This is a genomic window from Mesobacillus sp. LC4, assembly GCF_053543455.1.
In genome coordinates, this window is the sequence record NZ_JBGCUB010000001.1 from 1,118,403 (window position 1) to 1,138,906 (window position 20,504).

Below are 20,504 nucleotides of genomic sequence, written 5' to 3' on the forward strand. Positions count from 1 at the left end.
GTCACCCGGCCTCCACTACCTTACATTTCCTTGCCTATAGGCGGAGGATTATTCTTGCTGAAAGCAGTGATTGCCTCGAGGATGATCCAGAATACAAAAATCAGGATCAGTCCGCCGATGCCAAAGAGCAGCATATTCAACTCCCCGCCTCCATATCCAGACCACTGGAAGACAACCTGCTGAATCATGGCCCAGAGTGTCATGAAGAATACGAAAACCATTGGAATGAAGGTGACAAGATAGTTCCTTCCCTGACGTTTCAGCCAGATGGAAACGAGCAGAAGACTTACACCTGCCAAAAGCTGGTTGCTCGTTCCAAACAATGGCCACAACAGGTATCCACCAGAACCGAATCCGTTTGGTCCCTTTGGCAATAGTACAAGTGCAGCACTTGAAACAACTGCTACAGTCGTGGCTACATGAGTTTTTGTCAAAGCCTGAACATTGTACTCGCTTCCAATCTCAGCGATGATATAACGCATCAATCTTACGGATGTGTCCAATGTTGTAGCAGCGAAGCTGACAACGATGATGGAAACAATCGTCCTTGCAATATCTGCAGGAATCCAGATTCCAGTTGCAAGCTGTGCAGCACCATTGATGAAGTTGCCAAGGCCCCCTGCACTTGCAGCAGCAAAACTAGAATAAGCAGCAGTAAAATCTGCTTTTGTTGCAAATACGGTGACTACCGCAATGATAGCGATCAGGGCAAGTACCCCTTCGCCGACTGCTCCGAGATAACCAACAAACCGCGCATCGGTTTCTTTTTCAAGCTGCTTGGAGGATGTTCCTGAAGAAACAAGTCCATGGAAACCTGAAATTGCCCCGCATGCAATGGTGATGAATAAAAGCGGGAACCAGGAAACATCGGTAGCCGCAGCATTCATAGCCGGAGCTGTAACCTCAGGCTGAAGGAAAACCAGCCCGGCATATAAAATGAATAATCCTACAACCAACTGGTGTGAATTAATATAATCGCGAGGCTGAAGCAGCTTCCAGACAGGCAGAGTCGAGGCGATGTAAACATACACCATCAACACGACAATCCAGACCAGGAATGCCATTGACACACCACTAAGACCGAACATAACTGTATTATCCGCTCCGCCAAAATACTTCACAAGATCAATTTGGAGTGCAGGCACACGGCTTGCAAGGATTGCAGCCCCATACATAACTCCCAAAGCAATCAATGAAGGGACAAGCATTCCCTTTTTCTTTTTATAAACGGCATAACCAATCCAAATCGCGAGCGGGATCTGTAGGAAGACAGATAGAACACTCGCAGGGAATTTTACAAATAGGTTGGCAATGACCCATGCAAAAACAGCATTGACCATCAAAACAAGTATTAAAATAATGAATAAGAACATGATTTTCGCACGTTTGCCAATCAGTTTATTGGTTATGGTCCCTACTGACTGCCCCTTATTCCTGACTGAGAGGACAAGAGTTCCGAAATCATGGACACCTGCAGCAAAGACCGTGCCCAAAGTAACCCACAGGAATGCAGGCAGCCAACCCCAATAGACGGCGATTGCTGGCCCTACAATTGGTGCCGCACCGGCTACAGACGTAAAATGATGTCCCCAAAGGATCATTTTCTTTGTTGGGACAAAATCAACCCCGTCAGAATATTGATGTGCCGGTGTCACATAATTCGGATCGAGACGGTAAATCTTTTCTGCTACCCACTTGGAATAGAATCGATAGCCAATCGCAAAGACAATCATCCCGATCACGGCTAACCATATAGAGTTCATTGATTGAAACCTCCTTTTTTATGAGTTGGTACTACAACTTAATAATAAAAATATATTGCTAAATTAGTCAATAAATTCTGACTACTTTTGTGGAAATTTTGTTATATCCCCTTTTCTCTAATCGAAAAAATTTTCCCAACATGCTCATTCGACATTTTGCGACTTAGTTATTGAAATGTTCAGACTATTGAAGTATAAATATGATAATCTACTAATTTTTATTAGCTAGAATTTGATTTTAGGAGGAGTTTATTTGAAAAAGAAAGTAGTTTCCTTAAGTTTAACGGCAAGTTTGGCATTAAGCGGATTGGTTGCGGCGACAGGCTTTGCGGCCCCGACGGATTCAGCTTCAAAAAAGTTCACAAAAAGCCATGGCGCTCCTGAATTTGTTGCCGGTAAGCTGACAAACCCATCCCAAAAAGCAGCAAAGGACGTTGTTCTTGGCTACTTGAAAACTTCAAAAGGAAAATACAGCCTGGGCACAAATGATAGTTTCGTCGTTAAATCGCAGGAAGCAGATAAACTAGGTGGAGATGTAGTCCGCCTGCAACAGGTGTATAATGGTGTCCCTGTCTGGGGAGCAACACAGTCTGCAAGAGTGGATGAAACAGGAGTTCTTAAAGTCTTCAGCGGGACGGTCAGCAAAGGGCTTGATAACAAACTTGTGAAGGCATCCAATAAAAAATCCCAAAGAGACGCCATCTCTGTTGCTGAAGGCGACTTAGGCTTTAAGCCTGATTATGAAGTAGCTCCATCCGCTGAACTGGTTGTTTATCCTGGTGAGGAGCAAGCAGTATACGCTTACCATGTCACGTTGAACTTCCTAAGTCCTGAACCGGGTAATTACCAGTATTTTGTCAACGCAACAACTGGGGAGATCATCAATAAATACAATGCCCTACACACTGCAGGGAAAACCAATCCTTCTTTAAGTGGAACAAACACTGTTGGATCTGGTGTAGGAGTTCTTGGAGACACGAAATCATTGAATACTCTTCTTTCAAGCGGCTCTTATTATTTGCAGGATAATACAAGAGGGAATGGAGTATTCACATACGATGCAAAGAATCGCCAGAGAACGCCAGGTTCCCTCTGGGTGGATGCTGATAATAATTTGAACGCTTCTTATGACGGTGCAGCTGTAGATGCTCACTACTATGCAGGACTGACTTATGATTACTATAAAGACACTTATGGTCGCAATTCATATGACAATAAAGGCGCAGCATTGAAATCTACTGTCCATTATGGCAGAAGTTATAACAATGCTTTCTGGAATGGCCAGCAGATGGTTTATGGTGACGGAGATGGAACTACATTCATCCCGCTTTCCGGCGGTCTTGATGTTGTGGCGCATGAGCTGACCCACGCTGTAACTGATTTTAGTTCAGACCTTGTTTACCAGTATGAATCAGGTGCTTTGAACGAGGCGATTTCTGATATCTTCGGTACGCTTGCTGAATTCCATGACAACAATAATCCTGATTTTGAAATCGGTGAAGATATCTACACACCAAATAAAGCCGGCGATGCCCTTCGTTCCATGAGTGACCCTGCTAAATACGGCGATCCAGATCACTATTCTGTTCGTTACACTGGCACGTCCGATAATGGTGGAGTCCATATCAACAGCGGAATCATCAATAAAGCTGCCTACCTGCTGAGCGAAGGCGGTTCACATTATGGAGTATCCGTACCAGGAATCGGTACAGAAAAATTGGGTGCGATCTTCTATAGAGCAAACACAGTCTATTTCACATCTTCCACTAACTTCAGCCAGGCACGAGCCGGAGCTGTACAAGCAGCAAAAGATCTTTACGGATCCACTTCCGCAGAAGTAAATGCTGTCAATAAAGCTTTTGATGCTGTAGGAGTATATTAATAGGTAAATATTTAAGGCAGACTGGCTCATCTTTTAGAGATGAGCTAGTTTTTTCATTCTGTTCTTTTGTTAATTGGCTTTCTGCTGGAATAAGTGCTGGGCTGTTCTTGACAGGTTCGCCTCCTTTAACTGAGAAGCTGTCAAAAAAACAAAGTATTCTTGACAGGTTTGCCCCGATAAGCTGAAAAGCTGTCATAAAAACAACGTATTCTTGACAGGTTTGCCCCGATAAGCTGAAAAGCTGTCAAAAAAACAACGTATTCTTGACAGGTTTGCCCCAATCAACTTAAAAGCTGTCAAAAAAACAGCAGATTCTTGACAGGTTTGCCTCTATAAGCCGAAAAGCTGTCAAAAAAACAGCAGATTCTTGACAGGTTTGCCCCGATAAGCTGAAAAGCTGTCAAAAAAACAACGTATTCTTGACAGGTTTGCCCCGATCAACTTAAAAGCTGTCAAAAAAACAGCAGATTCTTGACAGGTTTGCGTCCATAAACTGAAAAGCTGTCAAAAAAACATCCTATTCTTGACAGGTTCGCCTCCATAAGCTGAAAAGCTGTCAAAAAAACATCCTATTCTTGACAGGTTCGCCTCCATAAGCTGAAAAGTTGTCAAAAAAACAACGTATTCTTGACAGGGTTATGCCTTTAATCTGAAAACCTATCATAATAACATCAGATTCATGACAGCAGTAGCCCCCTTATCCCCCAGAATCTATCAAAAACAAATTAATTCGCACACCCACCATGATTTTTTACCTATTTACTTCACCGCTTTAATTTAATGATTGACATTCATCCTTAACAGCTGTAATATTTAGAGAAATTTAATAATTCAATAATATGAAATCTTATCCAGAGAAGCTGAGGGTCCTGGCCCAATGAAGCTTCAGCAACCTTCAACCTTGTTTGTTGAAAAGGTGCTAATTCCAGCAAGTTTTTTTAACTTGGCAGATAAGAAGAATGGCTATCATCTGTAAAAGTCTTCTTCTTAAGAAGGCTTTTTTTGTTTTATTAAGGACTTCCCGCATTGTTTTCTGGAGCTTATGTGGAACCTGTCTGTTTTAAACCGAAGGTAAAACAAAAATTGCCCTCCACTACATCTTTAGGAGTGAGTCTATTGGCAGAAATCGATACAAAGCTTGCACAGCTTGGAAACAGGAGTGAAACAATAACAGGAGCCGTCAATCCACCAATCTATTTGACGACAGCCTATCGGCACGAAGGGATTGGCCAGTCCAGCGGCTATGATTATGTCCGCACCGGCAATCCTACTCGTGAAATTCTTGAGAAGGCGATCGCAGACCTGGAGGAGGGTGATCGCGGCTTTGCCTGCAGCTCCGGAATGGCAGCAATCTGGACCGTTCTTTCACTATTCGAGCACGGAGATGAATGGATTGTCTCTAAGGATTTATATGGAGGCACTTATCGTCTTCTCGAACAAGGTTTCAAAAAATGGGGATTACACAGTACTTATTCTGACATGTCTGATCTAAGCGAAATCAAAACGGCCATAACCCAAAAGACGAAGGCTCTTTTTGTAGAGACGCCGACGAATCCGCTGATGGAACAAGCAGATATTGAAGCAATTGCCAAGATTGCTAAAGAGAACGGTATTCTTCTGATTGTTGATAATACCTTCTACACTCCCCTGCTGCAAAAACCATTGACTTTAGGTGCCGATATCGTCATTCACAGTGCAACTAAATATCTTGGAGGGCATAATGACGTGCTTGCAGGCCTGATCGTGGCAAAGGGTGAGCATCTATGTGAATCCCTCTTCCTCCATCATAATGGCGGTGGAGCGGTCTTAAGTCCATTCGACTCCTGGCTGCTGATCCGTGGTATGAAGACATTGTCATTAAGAATGGAACGCCATGAGAAAAATGCCAGTGAATTGGTCGGTTATTTACAGCATCATCCTGCAGTGAAGGATGTCCTTTATCCCGGAAGAGGCGGAATGATTTCTTTCAGGGTACATTCACCTGCCATGGTCAATCCATTTTTACAAAGTCTATCAGTCATCACGTTTGCTGAAAGTCTTGGCGGAGTTGAAAGCTTTATTACCTATCCTGCAACACAGACACATGCTGACATCCCGGCAGAAATACGAGAAAAAACGGGTGTTTGTGAAAGGCTGCTGCGGTTCTCGGTGGGAATCGAAAATGTGGAGGATTTGAAATCTGACTTGGATCATTCATTCAATAAAGCACGCCAGGAGGTTGAAGTTTTATGAGCCATCCATATACTTTCGAAACCCAGCTTCTGCATAACAAGCATAAATTTGACCCTGCAACCGGTGGAGTGAGTGTGCCCATCCAGCATGCCTCTACCTTCCATCAGCTCTCGGCAGACAAGTTCGGGAAATATGATTATAGCCGCAGCCTTAATCCCACCAGAGAGGCGCTTGAGGACATTATCGCCGAGCTTGAAGGGGGTATCCGGGGTTTTGCTTTTTCTTCTGGAATGGCAGCAATTTCAACGGCATTTTTGCTTCTCTCGCAGGGTGATCATGTGGTCGTCACCGAGGATGTTTATGGCGGGACATACCGGATGGTGACACTGGTGTTGAACCGTTTTGGTATTGAGCACACTTTTGTCGATATGACCGATCTTGAGGCAGTGGAACAAGCGATCAGGCCAAACACAGCCCTGCTATATGCAGAAACGCCTTCCAACCCCCTGTTAAAAGTAACGGATATTGCCGCGATCAGCGAAATAGCGAAGAGTCACGGTGCCCTAACCTTTGTTGATAACACTTTCATGACACCCTACTTGCAGCGACCTCTTGAATTCGGAGCTGATATTGTCCTTCACAGCGCTACAAAGTTTTTATCCGGCCACAGTGATACGGTCGCGGGTCTAGCGGTAGTCAAGGATGAAGAACTGGCAAAAAGGCTGTATTCCCTTCAGAACTCATTTGGTGCAGTCTTGGGGGTACAGGATGCATGGCTTGTGATGCGAGGCATGAAGACTCTGTCGGTCAGAATGAATCAGTCTCAGGAAAGCGCCAAGAAAATCGCTGAATTTTTACATAAACAGCCTTTCATCAAGAATGTCTTTTACCCTGGTCTTCTGAACCACCCTAAGTCAGGCATTCAAAAGCAGCAGGCTTCTGGACCCGGAGCTGTATTATCTTTTGAACTTGAGAATGCAAAGCTTTTATCTAGATTTATAGAACAATTGAAACTGCCTGTTTTTGCAGTAAGTCTTGGAGCGGTTGAGTCCATCCTCTCCTACCCCGCAAAAATGTCCCATGCAGCCATGCCGCAGCATGAACGTGAAAGACGCGGAATCAGTGATGGCCTCCTCCGGCTCTCAGTCGGGCTAGAGAGCGCAGAGGACTTGATTGCGGACATTGACCAAGCTTTGAATAGTGCAGGGATTTTTGCAGTGAAAAAGGAGGAAGTCAAATGAGTTTTCTGAAACGCCTGGAAAATGAAATATTAATTGCCGACGGAGCGATTGGGACTCTCCTCCACGCTTATGGAGCCGGTACTTGTTATGAGGAGTTGAATGTTTCGCATCCTGATGACATCATCCAGATCCATAAAGCTTATATCAATGCAGGTGCCGATTTGATCCAGACGAACACCTACGCAGCGAATTATATAAAACTTGAAAGATATGGACTCGAGGACCAGGTAAAAGAGATTAATAGTGCGGCAGTTAAGCTCGCCCGCCAGGCAGCAGGCACTGATGCATATGTACTTGGAACAATTGGCGGGAACCGTGGTATAAGACCATCTGCCATCCCCATTGAGGAAATCAAGAGAAGTTTCAGGGAGCAGCTATACTGCCTTCTTCTGGAGGGTGTAGATGGGCTGCTGCTGGAAACCTTTTATGATATGGAAGAAATCGAGACTGTGCTCGAAATTGCCAGAAAGGAAACCAATTTGCCGATCATCGCCCAGGTATCCCTTCAGGAAATTGGGATCATGCAGGATCAAACGCCCCTTCAGGAGGCATTCCATCGACTCGAAGATCTTGGCGCAGATTTAGTTGGCCTAAACTGCAGACTTGGGCCCCATCATATGATTTCAAGCCTGGAGCAGATCGAGCTGCCTTCAAAGGCATTTCTTTCAGCCTATCCAAATGCCGGTTTGCCTGCTTATACGGATGGTAAATTCCACTACGAAGGCGATCCTGAATATTTTGGCAATTCGGCCCAAAGTTTCCGGAATCAGGGAGTAAGGCTGCTTGGCGGCTGCTGCGGAACGACGCCTGAACATATTAGGGCATTTGCTGATGAGCTAATGGGTTTAGCCCCGGTTTTAAATAAGAAAATCCCAGCGAAGAAATCGAAAATTTTTGTCACTCCCGCTGATGTAAAAAGGCCGGTGGCTCCACTTCATCAGGTAGTACAAGAGCGGCCTTCTGTAATCGTGGAGCTTGATTCACCGCGGAAACTGGATACTACTCGATTTTTTGAAGGAGCAAGAGCACTAAAGGATACAGGGATTGATGCCCTTACCCTGGCTGACAATTCACTTGCTTCTCCAAGGATTTCGAATGCGGCAATCGGGCAGCTTGTGAAGGAAAAAGTCGGCTTGCGCCCGCTAGTGCATCTAACATGCCGTGACCGCAATATCATAGGGCTTCAATCTCATTTAATGGGTTTGCATACACTTGGCCTGCATGATGTGTTAGCCGTTACCGGCGACCCTGCCCGAGTAGGTGATTTTCCGGGAGCATCTTCTGTATTTGATGTCTCTTCCTTTGAATTAATTGAAATGATCACACAGTTTAACGATGGTCTTTCCTACTCTGGAAAAGATCTAGGACAAAAAGGAGTTTTTTCAATAGGTGCAGCTTTCAATCCGAATGTCCGTTCCATCGATAAGGCTGTCTTGAGGATGGAAAAGAAAATCCGGGCTGGTGCACATTATTTCATTAGCCAGCCAGTTTATTCTGAAAAAATGCTTCTGGATGTTCACGAAGCGACGAAGCACATCGATGCTCCGATTTTCATCGGACTGATGCCGCTTACGAGCAGCCGAAACGCGGAATTCCTTCATAATGAGGTTCCTGGCATCAAGATTTCTCAGGAAGTCCGTGATATTATGGCGAAATTTAATAATGAACCGCTTCAATCGAAAAAGGAAGGCATAGCGATTACAAAGGGTTTGATTGAGGCTGCAGCTGAACTGTTTAACGGAATCTATATCATCACCCCTTTTATGAATTATGAAATGAGCGTCGAATTGTCCAGCTACGCTAATGAATACAGCAGCCTTCTAAAGAGGAGGAAACAAAATGTCAACGTTGTTAACTGAACAGATGAAGAAGAAAATCCTGATCATGGATGGCGCGATGGGAACAATGCTCCAGCAGGCAGATTTGACTCCAGAAGATTTTGGCGGCGAAGAATATGATGGGTGCAATGAAATTCTGAATATAACGGTACCGGAAGTGATTGAAAAAATACATTTGGAATACTTTGAAGCCGGTGCGGATATCGTGGAGACGAATACTTTCGGAGCCACGAGTTTGGTCCTTGACGAATACGACCTGGGCCATAGGGCTTACGAAATCAACAAGGAAGCAGCCTTGATCGCCAGGAAAGCAGCCGATAAAGTCTCCACTCCCTCTCAGCCCCGGTTTGTGGCGGGTTCAATGGGTCCGACAACCAAAACACTTAGCGTGACTGGCGGAGCAACCTTCGAAGAGATGTCTGTTTCATACGAGGAACAGGCTCTTGGGTTGATCGATGGCCATGTTGATTTGCTTTTGCTTGAAACGAGCCAGGACTTACTGAATGTTAAAGCGGCTTATACAGGAATCCAGCGCGCATTCCAGAAAAGTGGCAAAGAACTCCCGCTTATGATTTCTGCCACTATCGAACCAATGGGGACGACACTTGCTGGCCAATCGATCGAAGCTTTCTATATTTCAGTCCAGCATATGAATCCGATTGCCATCGGACTGAATTGCGCAACCGGACCGGAATTCATGCAGGAACATCTGCGTTCACTATCCTCCCTTTCGACTTCTGCTGTCAGCTGTTATCCGAACGCAGGCCTGCCAGATGAGGAAGGTCAATATCATGAAACACCTGACACGCTTGCCCAGAAGCTGTCCGACTTCGCCCGTGAAGGCTGGCTGAATATTGTTGGCGGTTGTTGTGGCACTACTCCAGCACATATAAAGGCGATTGCTGAAAAAATGCAGCAGCGCGCTCCAAGGCAGAGAGAAGAAAATAAGCTTCATATGGTTTCAGGGATTGAGCCTTTCATCTATGATGATCCGACACTAAGGCCAATCATGGTCGGTGAACGGACGAATGTCATCGGTTCAAGAAAATTCAAACGCCTGATTTCAGAAGGGAAATTGGAAGAAGCAGCTGAGATTGCAAGGGCTCAGGTTAAAAACGGAGCACATGTCATCGACATCTGTCTGGCGGATCCAGACAGAGATGAGCTTCAGGATATGGAAGGATTCATTAAGGAAGTTGTTAAAAAAGTGAAGGCGCCGCTCGTGATTGATTCTACTGATGATGAGGTCATCGAAAAAGCGCTCAGTTATTCTCAGGGTAAGGCGATCATTAATTCAATCAATCTGGAGGATGGCGAAGAACGATTTGAGTCCGTTGCACGCCTTATTCACAAATTTGGAGCTGCTGTGGTGGTCGGAACGATTGATGAAGAGGGCATGGGTGTTACAGCTGAAAGAAAATTGGAGATTGCCAAACGATCCTATGATCTGTTAGTCAATAAATACAAAGTTCCGGCACAGGATTTGATTTTTGATCCCCTCGTCTTCCCTGTCGGCACCGGTGATGAACAGTATATTGGCTCAGCGAAAGCAACCGTGGATGGAATCAGGAGGATCAAGGAAGCTCTCCCGGAAACACAATCGATCCTTGGAATCAGCAATGTTTCTTTTGGCCTCCCTCCTGTTGGCCGTGAAGTATTAAATTCTGTATTTCTTTATCACTGCACCCAGGCTGGACTGGATTACGCCATTGTGAACACGGAAAAACTTGAACGCTTTGCTTCAATAAGTCCACTTGAAATAAAAATGGCCGAGGATTTATTATTCAATACAACAGATAAGACACTTGCAGATTTCACTGATTTTTACCGTGATAAAAAGAAGGAAACAAAAAGCACCCTTCCGGATATGACGCTTGAAGAAAGGCTGGCCTATTATGTAGTTGAAGGCACGAAAGAAGGCCTCCATCCAGATCTTGAAGCAGCACTTGGAAGCTACCCTGCCCCGCTTGATATCATCAACGGTCCATTGATGGATGGGATGAAGGAAGTTGGCAGACTGTTCAATGATAACCAGTTAATTGTGGCTGAGGTCCTTCAGAGTGCAGAAGTGATGAAAGCTGCCGTATCTCATTTGGAGCCTCACATGGAGAAAAATGATTCAACTGCTGCAAAGGGAAAGGTGCTTCTCGCCACAGTAAAAGGTGATGTCCATGATATCGGAAAAAACCTGGTGGATATCATCCTCAGCAACAACGGTTATGATGTTGTCGACCTTGGGATCAAGGTTACCCCTACTGCCCTTATTGAGAAGATTAAAAAGGAAAAGCCTGATATCATTGGTCTCTCAGGGTTGCTAGTGAAATCCGCTCAGCAAATGGTGCTGACTGCCCATGATATGAAGCAAGCTGGAATCGATACACCCATCCTGGTGGGTGGTGCTGCTTTATCCCGGAAATTCACAGATGCAAAAATCGCCAAAGAGTATGACGGACTTGTGATATATGCAAAAGATGCGATGAACGGGCTGTCAATCGCGAATCAACTCAGGGAGCCGGGCGGGTACGAACAATTTTTAACAGAACAAAAAGCGAAACAAGAAGCTGCAATGAATAAGCAAGAATTTTCAGCAGCTGGCCGCACTTCTGCTATAACCGTTTTGGAACGTCCAAAGGGAATCGCAAAGGCACCGGTATTTATTCCACAAGATACAAAAAGGCACTTGGTTAAATCATACTCCCTCTCCCATATTGAGCCTTATATCAACCAGCAAATGCTGATAGGGCACCATCTCGGATTAAAGGGAAAGGTAGATAAATTGCTTGCTGAAGGAAATGAAAAGGCAATCAAGCTTAATGAAATCGTTGAATCTTTGCTAAAAGAAGCAAAAGCAAATGGATGGATTAAACCAGCTGCTGTCTATCAGTTCTTCCCTGCCCAAGCAGATGGAAATAGTCTATATATATTTAATCCAGAACAGCCGGATCAAATGATCGAGACTTTTGAATTCCCGAGACAAGAGGTTTCTCCGGGTTTATGTTTGTCAGATTACGTCCGCCCTGTCAGTGATTTGGAAAAGGACTATGTCGGAATGTTCGCTGTCACCGCAGGAGCAGGGATACGCCAGGCGGCAGAACAATTGAAAGACGAAGGCAGATTCCTGGAAAGCCATGCTCTTCAGGCACTTGCACTCGAGACGGCAGAAGGGTTTGCCGAATTGATCCACCGCCAAATCCGGGATCGATGGAGTTTCCCAGACACACCTGATATGACAATGAAGGACCGATTTGCCGCTAAGTATCAAGGTCAGCGCTTCTCATTCGGCTATCCTGCCTGTCCTGATCTAGAAGATCAACGGAAGCTTTTTAACTTGATTAAACCAGAAGATATCGGTATCCACTTGACCGAGGGGTTCATGATGGAACCTGAAGCATCTGTTACAGCAATCGTATTTTCCCATCCAGAGGCAAGATATTTCAATGTGTTGAAGAACTAGTGAAGAAAAATGAAGCAAGAGGTTCCTCGCCCTCTTGCTTTTTCTGGGTTTAATTAATGGATAAATAATCACGAATTGGTAAATATTATGTCCATGAAGAAATGCTGGAGGTTTTTTTATGGAATATCAAAACAATATGGAGTTTGAAATCCAACATGGCTTTATGCCGAATATGTACAATTCAGACAGGTTGAGGGTTTTGGAGGTTTCTAACAGCAGTGTGATCATCAAGATGAATAACGCGGAAAATCGAAGTGTTTTTCCGGTGGATAATTTTGATTATTGGATCAAACGAGGCCTTTTGGTGAATGTAAATGAAAAAAAGAGGACTTCTTGACAGAATAGGATGCATGGAGTCCTGGCTTGATCTAAATGAAGAAGACAGCGGCTTGATTTTAGCCGCTGTTTTTTTGCTATGTTAAGGGCTGAGGCCATCGTTATTCTGACTTCTTCTTTCTTCTCAAGGAATTGTTCCAATTAAAACCCTTATAAAGTTTATACGTTTCCCGAAATTCATCTTTCCTTTTCATTTCTTCCTTCTTTGTGTTCCAAATATATTCTAATGCTAAATAATTCATTTCCATATCGTTAGCCTCCCTTGTTCTTAATTTAAGAATAAGGGAGATTGGATATGGAAACATTCACCATACGATTGATTCTTTCTACGTCTCTTGACGGATTGTTTTTAAGACCTTTATACGCCTTTTTTCATTTGTGCTTCGTATTCCTTTGATGTTCTCACTTCTACTGTCAAAGAACCTTTTCCAACGATTGCTTTTAGTAAAAGAGGCACGCCTGTTGTGTTCTCGAACCTGAAATCTTTGCCTCCATAAGAGACTGTTGCGTCCCTTCCTTCTGGGACGTAGCCTACAGACAGTGAGTGATGATGTTTTTCCACATAGCCAACACCAACTACATCAACAGCATTGTATAAAGTAGACGAGGTCTGGCAGATGCCTCCCCCTATCCCCATGACGAGCTTTTTATTGACAATTTCCTCAGCAGGCTGATATCCATGTGCTTCATCACTAGGACCGACAGTTGTATTGAAAGAAAAAACATCTCCTACTCCCAGGATGACATTGTTGATTGCCTCCGCTGACAGCTCAATGTTCTTCGTCCTGCCAGCAACGGATGCGTTATAATAGGTTGTGTATTTACCCACAACTACCTCACCAAGCTGCGCAGCATCAGTGATTTCATATCCGCTTGCGGTCACATACAGCGGAAGCTCAACATTCCCCCCTTTTTCTGATGCCTGAATGATGTTTTCCACTAGTTCAGCTTCTTCCAAAATGATTAAAGGGCTGCCTTTGATCACCTGGCCATCCAGGCCGAGTTTATCTGGGATCATCCTTCGATCATATCCTGGGGTCGTATCGGTACCGCGAGCCAATTCACTAGCCCACTTTGCCAAATCAGCTTTATACTTTTCATCATCTCTTCCGTAACCCATTTCAATAGGTGTAAGTGATCTGAGCACTTCTTGAGTGGTAGGCTCGATAACATTCACTACAATGGGTTCAGCCTCTTCTTCTTTTTCTTCTTCCACAGGCTCATTTTCGTCATTTGCATTTTCTCTTTCTTGCTCTTGTACCTGTTCAATCACCTTATTCTCGTTCTCACCCTTCTTAGCACTAGGTTGGGAACAGCCAGTTAATCCAATGAATATCGCTACAAACAACAGCCAAATAATCTTCATTTTTCTCCCCATGTTACCCCCATCATTCCTCTATATATTGAAAAACAGCATTCTATTATATTCAGGAATACTTTTCCATATTTCCGGAAGTTCTAAAAAAAATTAAAATAAAGTCTTAAGGCTTCACTTTTTAAGGAAAAAAAGATAAAATACTTATAAACCAATAAGAAAGGTCGGGATTAATGTGACTGCTGAAATTCGCACAGTTCCTCGTCCCCTGGTTAGAACAAATCAGTGGTTCATTGTCATTAGTGTCATTAGCACATGGTTAACAGGCTTTGAATGGATCCTGGCTTTGCCGCTCCTTGCAGGAATTTCAGGACTTCTATTTGGAAATAATCCGGTAATGAGAATAGCGAGCGCCTTCCTTAGTAAGAAAAAATCAGACTATATCCCGGAAGACTGGGATCAACAGCAGTTCAATCAAAAAATTGCTGTTGGCTGTTTAACAGGCGGACTTATTGCTTATGCAGCTGGTTTGACGCTATTAGGACATATATTCACTATAATGGTAGCTTTAGCCGCTTTTATTGCAATTCTGGGATTTTGCATAGGCTGCTTCATTCGCTTCCAATGGTCTAAATACAAGCACAAAAAATATGCAGCAAATTCTTAAGAGAGACCTTCAATCGGGTCTCTTATTTTTTTTGTCTTTCCATCAACTTTTCATTGAATTGCTGTGATTGACCCTTTGGAATACTGAGCGTGCTCCATTCCGTGTCCTTGATTTATCTTTGCTAAATAGACGATCTGTCCAGCATGTGTTGCTTGATGGACAACCTGACGCTGAATCGCTTCAATGGCGGTGTGGGGTTCATTTCTAATGTAGACTGTTTTGTCCAAGTCCTCCTGTGATAACTGTGAAAGTGTTCGGAAAAGTACATCCCAGCCAGCATTCCAATGTGAATTCAGAGTCTCCCTCGTGGGAAATGACCCTTCAAATTCTCCGTCCCTGTTGCGATCGGGCTTTTCCCCATCGCTTGTCAAAAAGTCTCGGAACCTTGATCGAAGATTGCCGCTCATATGCTTCGCAATAATGGCTATGCTGTTTGATTCTTCGTTTGGTGAATAGTGAAGTTCCTCTAAATTTAATTGTTCCATCGCTCTTTCAGACTGATTTTTAATGCTCTTGAAATTTTCAGTGACCAACATTAAATAATCCATTTTCAACACCTCCATGCAATATCTATTCCTCCAAAATGGGAGAATTCCTTCTTTGTTTTCCAGTATTAGGATTTTTTTAATGTACTTAAGTACCAATGATTATAAATAACAACTTAGACCATATAATGCAAAAAAGCGAGATTCCTATTGGAACCTCACTCTTTTAAACAAGCTCTGCCATTTTAGCGTTAAAACGACGCTTTTGGATAAAGATCAATCTCAACGATAAGGATATCCCCGCTGCGAGCAATCCGATTGTCAACCCTACCCAATATCCTGAAGCTCCTAGGGCAGTGTTGTGAGCTAGCAGGTATCCGACCGGAAGGCAGATGAGCCAGTAGGCGATCAATGTGATGATAAAGGATATATTCACATCTTTATATCCGCGCAAGGCGGCTAGTGCAGTTGCCTGGATGGCGTCAGATATCATAAAGAACAATGCATAAATCAAAAATTGGCCTGTTAAAGCAATGACCGCGGGTTCATTCGAATAAAACCCGGCTACCTTATATCGGAACAGAACGACAAGCAATCCTGCTCCGACAGCAATAATGGCGCCGAGATAAATGCCCATCCAGCTGTAGGCTTTGGCATCTTCATAACGGCCGGCACCTACCTCAAAACCAACCAATACAGTTTGAGCCATTGAAATACTCATCGGGATCATATATAGAAAGGAAACAATGTTCAGGGCTGACTGATAGGCTGCTATCGTCGTAATGTTGAATTTACTTATGAGTATGGTGACAACAGCAAACATGCTGGTCTCAAAGAAAATCGATAATCCCATCGGCACACCGATTTTCAGAATCTCCTTCACTTTTTCACTGGAAAATTCCTTGAAGTATTTCAACCCGACAAAATCGGAGAATGGACTTTGCTTAATGATCACCCATGCTGTTGATCCCGCTATCACATAATAAGTGATCGACGTGGCATAACCAGCTCCTGCTCCTCCTAATTCAGGAAAACCCCAGTTGCCGAAAATCAAGACGTAATTCAAAAAGAAATTGATTGGCAATGACATGAGCAGGATATACATGACCACTCTTGTTTTTCCTAGTGCGTAAATGAATGATCTCAATACATTAAAAATAAATAGCGGGATGATACCAAAACTTAAACCAGCCAGATAGCGAAATGCCGTTTCATGGACACTTTCCGGAAGATTCATCGCGGTTAAAATTGGATTAAGCAGAAAAACCCCCAGGATGATGACAAGTACAGCAATCATCAAAGCTAAGTAAATACCATGGGTGAGGATAGAAGATACTTCTCTTCCCTTCTTCTCACCAAATCGCTGAGCTGCAATTGGCGATACAGCAAGAAGGATCCCGCTGAGCCCTGTAAAGACCGGACTCCAGATCGAGGATCCAATGGCAACACCTGCAAGATCTGAGGAATTATACTTTCCCGACATGATGGTGTTGAAAAATACCATTGAAAACATGCCTAATTGAGTGATCAAAATTGGGATCAGCATGACAAAAATCTGTTTTATTTTCTCTTTTGTCGAATATGTCTGGTACATCTGTGTACTCCTTGAATATAGTAATTATATAATTATAACAAAATATCATTTCAGGAACCGAAATTTTTTTGAATCACGAAATATTATTATTATTTTAAAAATGGAAATACCCCCCTAATTATTTCCTTTGCAATCCTTGATACAATAGAAGTATATCGAGGAGTGATTCACCATGAAAATCATCAAATTTCTTCTTCTGTCGTCTTTGCTTGCTCTTTTGTCGTTTTCCGCATGGATCTATTATCCACAATACCAGATAAACAAAATCAAGCAGGAACATGCACCCAATACTGAAAAGACTAATAAGCTCACTTATATAGATTATTATCGTACCTCTTCTGAAAGTACCATCAATCACCTTGCGCTCGGTGACTCAATTATCCGTGGCTACCGAATTCCGGATGAAGAAAATATCATCAGTCAATTCTCCTCCCAGCTAGGTGTGGAAACTGGCAAACAAGTTCTTTCACAAAATGAAGGTGTGATTGGGATTACAAGCGAGAGGCTGAACGTTCTGGTTCAGGATGGAGTGTACGACGAAGCAATCAAAGAGGCTGACATCATCACTGTCAACGTCGGTGGCAATGACATTCTTAAATTGGTCAAAAAGAGCGATATATATAGTGCCCTTAAATCCTTCGACAGTCTGCAGGAAGTGTTTTCTCAAAATCTTGCTGAAATCACTTCAAGAATTCAACAATTGAATCCATCAGCAACGATCGTCCTCATGGAGCTTTATAACCCGATGCCATCAGATCATCAGTTTTACTCATTGGCAGATAAGCTTCTTCCGCAGTGGAATTTAATGATTTACGAAGCTGCAAATAGCACATCGTCTTCTATCGTGGTTCAAACCACGAATGTCATTAACAGCAAAAATCTCGAGTACCTGGCTAGTGATGGAGTGCACCCAAACCCATCAGGGAATACGGCAATATCAAGCCAGATGCTAAAGCAATTTCAACAACAGCAGAAAGCGGATGCCGTACTGGCAAACCGCGAAAATTAAGCTGGGCCTTACGCCTGGCTTTTATTTATGTTCCTGTTCCTCCTGGAAATGTTCATTTAACAGAGGATTTTCAGTTGTCGCAAAATTAACCGATTGCAAACTTGTTTCTTCATCCAGTCCGAATAGTTGAGCTACCTCACTCTCGTGACCTGCTTTATCCTTATGCATATCGGCAGACCTCCTTTCATGGTTCAATCTATAGTGAATTCAGCTCATTGATTTCTTTCTATGAAAATGTTTGAGTCTTCAATCAGAATTACTCTATTTTCGTTACTCATGGATTTTACCACATAATTATCAGCCTATACACAGGTCCTTCACCTAGCGGAGGCAGGTTAAGCCCCTTCATCGTCCATCGGTATTCATGCGAATTAATCTTGCCCAATAAACAATTTGTGGTACAAGAGGATGCTGCCTTTTCTAATTTCCAGCTGCGTCACTTCTTTTTTTGTTTATTTAAGGATAGATTCCCCCTTGAAAACGAAATTATAATGGTATTACTGAACCTGTAATGGTCAGCTTTTACAGTTTTGAAATGACGAATGATTCTACCCCGAGCAACACCTTTATTCTATCGCCACAAAGAAAAAAAGCCAGCATCCTGATGTAAATAGGAGTGCTGGCTTTCATTTTTTAACTTATAAAAACCATACTTTCGCTATCTTCTCGCCATCTATTTCATATATGGCGACAGCTTTTTTGGGTGTGGAATTCTCCCTGCCTGTGACAAGTTCATGGTCGACTACTCTATTGCCATGGACGATCCTTGCCAATAATTCAGCATGATTATTTGGATGCTCTTTAAAAAGCTGGCCATATCTTTTCCGCATTTCATCAATGCCATTTGTCATTACCTTATTGCCGGGAAAATCCATTATGACCACATCATCACTATAAACGGACAAAAACTCTTCTAAATCTTGTCTATTATAGGCATCAAGTTGCTTTTGCGCGAGCATTTCTGATATTTTTTCCATAATCCGGTCTCCTCGATTAGAATTAGTTCACTTCCAATTATACAAAAACCCCCTGAAAACAGGGGGAATGAATTAATTATTGACCAATTTAGCATTTTGCTTCTTAACTGGGGCTTTTTTGCCGATTGTGTCTTCTGCCTGTGTTGCACGTTTGATAAAGAATGCCAGCACCAAGGCAATGGCTGATAAAAATACAGTGACATAAAATGCGTCATTGATTCCATGAAGCATAGCCTGCATGGCAATCTGCTGTTCCATTTCTGCCTGAACTGCAGGTGTGACGGCTTTTCCTGCTGCTGAAGCCTCTTTAAGCGCTGAAGCAGCTAATTCTTTCCCATAAGATTCCGCACGCATGGACATGACAGTGACCAGCAACGCTGTTCCAATTGCACCGGACACCTGCTGCAACGTATTGTTCATAGCCGTGCCATGTGGATAATAACGTGCAGGCAACTGGTTAAGACCGTTGGTGTTAACCGGCATATTCACCATAGACATACCGAACATGCGAACTGTATAAAGGATGATCAGCTGTGTGTAAGTTGTTTCCATCGATAGCTTGCTGAAATAATAGCTAGTCACTAGCGTAATGGTCAAACCTATAAGCGCCAAAGCACGGCCGCCAAATTTATCAAATAATCTTCCGGTGATAGGAGACATGATCGCCATGGCAATCGCACCAGGCAATAACATCAACCCTGCATCCAATGGAGAAATTCCGCGGATGGTCTGTACGTAAATCGGCAGCAACAGCATTCCTGAGAACATCGCCATTGTGACAATCATTGAAATCACGGAAGATAAAGCAAACATTGGATACTTATAGATCCTGAAGTTTAGCATTGGATTATCCTGGCTTAATTGACGAAGGATAAAGACGATAAGGGAAACCGCTCCAATTGTCAGTGTCAGATAGACATGCGGACTGTCCCACCCCTTCGATCCAGCAGAACTGAAACCGTACAACAGTCCGCCAAACCCGATGCTAGACAAGGATAAAGAGATGATGTCGAGACGCATCTGCACTTTCTCTTTTTTGTCTTTTAGCATGAAGAATCCAAGCAAAAGGACAATGGCTGCGATTGGTGTGACAAAATGGAAAAGCATTCTCCAGTCGTAGTGCTCGATGAGCCAGCCCGAAAGTGTCGGTCCAATAGCTGGCGCAAACATAAGGACCAATCCGAATACACCCATTGCCGTTCCTCGTTTTTCAATCGGGAAGCTGACAAGCATAACATTCATCAATAACGGCATCATGATTGCCGTCCCGGAAGCCTGAATCATCCTTCCTGCCAATAAAAGCGGGAAAATATGAGCTGCTCCGGCTAAAATCGTACCTGCTGTAAACAAACCCATTGCTGTCAAGAATAATCGTCTTACCGAATATTTTTGAATCAAATAGGCACTAAGCGGGATCATGACACCGCTGACAAGCATGAAGCCGGTCGTAAGCCATTGAACTGTGGTTGCTTCGACCTTCAAGTCAGTCATTATGGAAGGCAAAGCTATATTTAGCAATGTATTATTTAAAAATGCAATAAATGCTCCAACAATTAATACCGCCAGTATACCATAGGGCGGTTTGTCAGGTGTTTTCATATTCTGTTCCATTCTTTATTTCCCCCTAGATTGTTCACAAATTTGTAAACAATGTAATTGCATAGACACTAGCATATACTATCGGTACATTTTTTGCAACGTTTTTAAATCGTTATTATAAAGGGGTTTGTAAAGTCTAAAAATTTAATGTAGTATATTTTTTATACAACCG

14 protein-coding genes, 1 pseudogene and 1 riboswitch are annotated in these 20,504 nt (G+C 43.2%); of the genes and pseudogenes, 8 read left to right on the forward strand and 7 right to left on the reverse strand.

Going from position 1 to position 20,504, the window contains the following annotated elements; all coding sequences use genetic code 11:
- Positions 1-20: 20 nt before the first annotated feature.
- A complete protein-coding gene (locus AB5I83_RS05750) occupies positions 21-1,763 on the reverse strand; it encodes a carbon starvation CstA family protein (RefSeq protein WP_448973532.1) in 1,743 nt (580 codons plus the stop codon).
- A gap of 253 nt (positions 1,764-2,016) precedes the next feature.
- On the opposite strand from AB5I83_RS05750, the gene AB5I83_RS05755 reads away from it, so the two are divergent.
- The 6 genes from AB5I83_RS05755 to AB5I83_RS05780 all read left to right on the forward strand — a co-directional run bounded on the left by AB5I83_RS05755 (position 2,017) and on the right by AB5I83_RS05780 (position 12,687).
- Positions 2,017-3,645, forward strand: a complete 1,629-nt coding sequence (locus AB5I83_RS05755) for a M4 family metallopeptidase (RefSeq protein WP_448973534.1) — start codon at positions 2,017-2,019, stop codon at positions 3,643-3,645.
- Between the two features lie 844 nt (positions 3,646-4,489).
- Positions 4,490-4,602: riboswitch (SAM riboswitch) on the forward strand.
- Between the two features lie 159 nt (positions 4,603-4,761).
- Complete coding sequence (locus AB5I83_RS05760) at positions 4,762-5,877, forward strand: methionine biosynthesis PLP-dependent protein (RefSeq protein ID WP_448973536.1); 1,116 nt, start codon at positions 4,762-4,764, stop codon at positions 5,875-5,877.
- Entirely contained in the window at positions 5,874-7,058 is a 1,185-nt protein-coding gene (metC, locus tag AB5I83_RS05765) for a cystathionine beta-lyase (RefSeq protein WP_448973537.1), read from the forward strand. The genes AB5I83_RS05760 and metC overlap by 4 nt, the downstream gene beginning before the upstream one ends.
- Positions 7,055-8,917, forward strand: a complete 1,863-nt coding sequence (locus tag AB5I83_RS05770; protein WP_448973539.1) for a bifunctional homocysteine S-methyltransferase/methylenetetrahydrofolate reductase — start codon at positions 7,055-7,057, stop codon at positions 8,915-8,917. The genes metC and AB5I83_RS05770 overlap by 4 nt, the downstream gene beginning before the upstream one ends.
- Positions 8,898-12,350 carry a methionine synthase gene (metH, locus tag AB5I83_RS05775; RefSeq protein WP_448973541.1) on the forward strand — a complete coding sequence of 1,151 codons (3,453 nt, stop codon included), beginning with the start codon at positions 8,898-8,900 and terminating at the stop codon, positions 12,348-12,350. Before AB5I83_RS05770 ends, metH begins: the two co-directional genes overlap by 20 nt.
- A 118-nt stretch (positions 12,351-12,468) precedes the next feature.
- Entirely contained in the window at positions 12,469-12,687 is a 219-nt protein-coding gene (locus AB5I83_RS05780; protein WP_448973543.1) for a hypothetical protein, read from the forward strand.
- Positions 12,688-13,044: 357 nt separating this feature from the next.
- Here the strand turns inward: AB5I83_RS05780 and AB5I83_RS05785 are convergent, their stop codons facing one another.
- Positions 13,045-14,052 carry a VanW family protein gene (locus tag AB5I83_RS05785; protein WP_448973545.1) on the reverse strand — a complete coding sequence of 336 codons (1,008 nt, stop codon included), beginning with the start codon at positions 14,050-14,052 and terminating at the stop codon, positions 13,045-13,047.
- A gap of 184 nt (positions 14,053-14,236) precedes the next feature.
- Here AB5I83_RS05785 and AB5I83_RS05790 point away from each other — a divergent pair, with 184 nt between their 5' ends.
- On the forward strand, positions 14,237-14,668 hold the full coding sequence (locus tag AB5I83_RS05790) for a DUF4395 domain-containing protein (protein ID WP_448973547.1): 432 nt from the start codon (positions 14,237-14,239) through the stop codon (positions 14,666-14,668).
- A 22-nt stretch (positions 14,669-14,690) separates the two neighbouring features.
- Here AB5I83_RS05790 and AB5I83_RS05795 read toward each other — a convergent pair.
- Positions 14,691-15,231, reverse strand: a pseudogene (locus AB5I83_RS05795) (DUF1572 family protein).
- Positions 15,232-15,379: 148 nt separating this feature from the next.
- Positions 15,380-16,747 carry an MATE family efflux transporter gene (locus tag AB5I83_RS05800; protein WP_448973549.1) on the reverse strand — a complete coding sequence of 456 codons (1,368 nt, stop codon included), beginning with the start codon at positions 16,745-16,747 and terminating at the stop codon, positions 15,380-15,382.
- Positions 16,748-16,919: 172 nt separating this feature from the next.
- On the opposite strand from AB5I83_RS05800, the gene AB5I83_RS05805 reads away from it, so the two are divergent.
- Complete coding sequence (locus AB5I83_RS05805) at positions 16,920-17,756, forward strand: GDSL-type esterase/lipase family protein (protein WP_448973551.1); 837 nt, start codon at positions 16,920-16,922, stop codon at positions 17,754-17,756.
- 21 nt (positions 17,757-17,777) lie between these two features.
- On the opposite strand, the gene AB5I83_RS05810 is transcribed toward AB5I83_RS05805, so the two are convergent.
- The 3 genes from AB5I83_RS05810 to AB5I83_RS05820 form a co-directional block, all read right to left on the reverse strand.
- Positions 17,778-17,924 carry a hypothetical protein gene (locus AB5I83_RS05810; protein ID WP_448973553.1) on the reverse strand — a complete coding sequence of 49 codons (147 nt, stop codon included), beginning with the start codon at positions 17,922-17,924 and terminating at the stop codon, positions 17,778-17,780.
- Positions 17,925-18,394: 470 nt separating this feature from the next.
- Positions 18,395-18,733, reverse strand: a complete 339-nt coding sequence (locus AB5I83_RS05815) for a nuclear transport factor 2 family protein (RefSeq protein WP_448973555.1) — start codon at positions 18,731-18,733, stop codon at positions 18,395-18,397.
- Between the two features lie 72 nt (positions 18,734-18,805).
- Entirely contained in the window at positions 18,806-20,344 is a 1,539-nt protein-coding gene (locus AB5I83_RS05820) for a DHA2 family efflux MFS transporter permease subunit (RefSeq protein WP_448973557.1), read from the reverse strand.
- Between the last annotated feature and the right edge of the window lie 160 nt (positions 20,345-20,504).

Bases quoted from the DNA above. Each gene is read 5' to 3' on its own strand.
- AB5I83_RS05750 (WP_448973532.1), bottom strand. From the start codon at position 1,763: ATGAACTCTATATGGTTAGCCGTGATCGGGATGATTGTCTTTGCGATT.
- metC (WP_448973537.1), top strand. From the start codon at position 5,874: ATGAGCCATCCATATACTTTCGAAACCCAGCTTCTGCATAACAAGCAT.
- AB5I83_RS05770 (WP_448973539.1), top strand. From the start codon at position 7,055: ATGAGTTTTCTGAAACGCCTGGAAAATGAAATATTAATTGCCGACGGA.
- metH (WP_448973541.1), top strand. From the start codon at position 8,898: ATGTCAACGTTGTTAACTGAACAGATGAAGAAGAAAATCCTGATCATG.
- AB5I83_RS05780 (WP_448973543.1), top strand. From the start codon at position 12,469: ATGGAATATCAAAACAATATGGAGTTTGAAATCCAACATGGCTTTATG.
- AB5I83_RS05785 (WP_448973545.1), bottom strand. From the start codon at position 14,052: ATGAAGATTATTTGGCTGTTGTTTGTAGCGATATTCATTGGATTAACT.
- AB5I83_RS05800 (WP_448973549.1), bottom strand. From the start codon at position 16,747: ATGTACCAGACATATTCGACAAAAGAGAAAATAAAACAGATTTTTGTC.
- AB5I83_RS05805 (WP_448973551.1), top strand. From the start codon at position 16,920: ATGAAAATCATCAAATTTCTTCTTCTGTCGTCTTTGCTTGCTCTTTTG.
- AB5I83_RS05810 (WP_448973553.1), bottom strand. From the start codon at position 17,924: ATGCATAAGGATAAAGCAGGTCACGAGAGTGAGGTAGCTCAACTATTC.
- AB5I83_RS05815 (WP_448973555.1), bottom strand. From the start codon at position 18,733: ATGGAAAAAATATCAGAAATGCTCGCGCAAAAGCAACTTGATGCCTAT.
- AB5I83_RS05820 (WP_448973557.1), bottom strand. From the start codon at position 20,344: ATGGAACAGAATATGAAAACACCTGACAAACCGCCCTATGGTATACTG.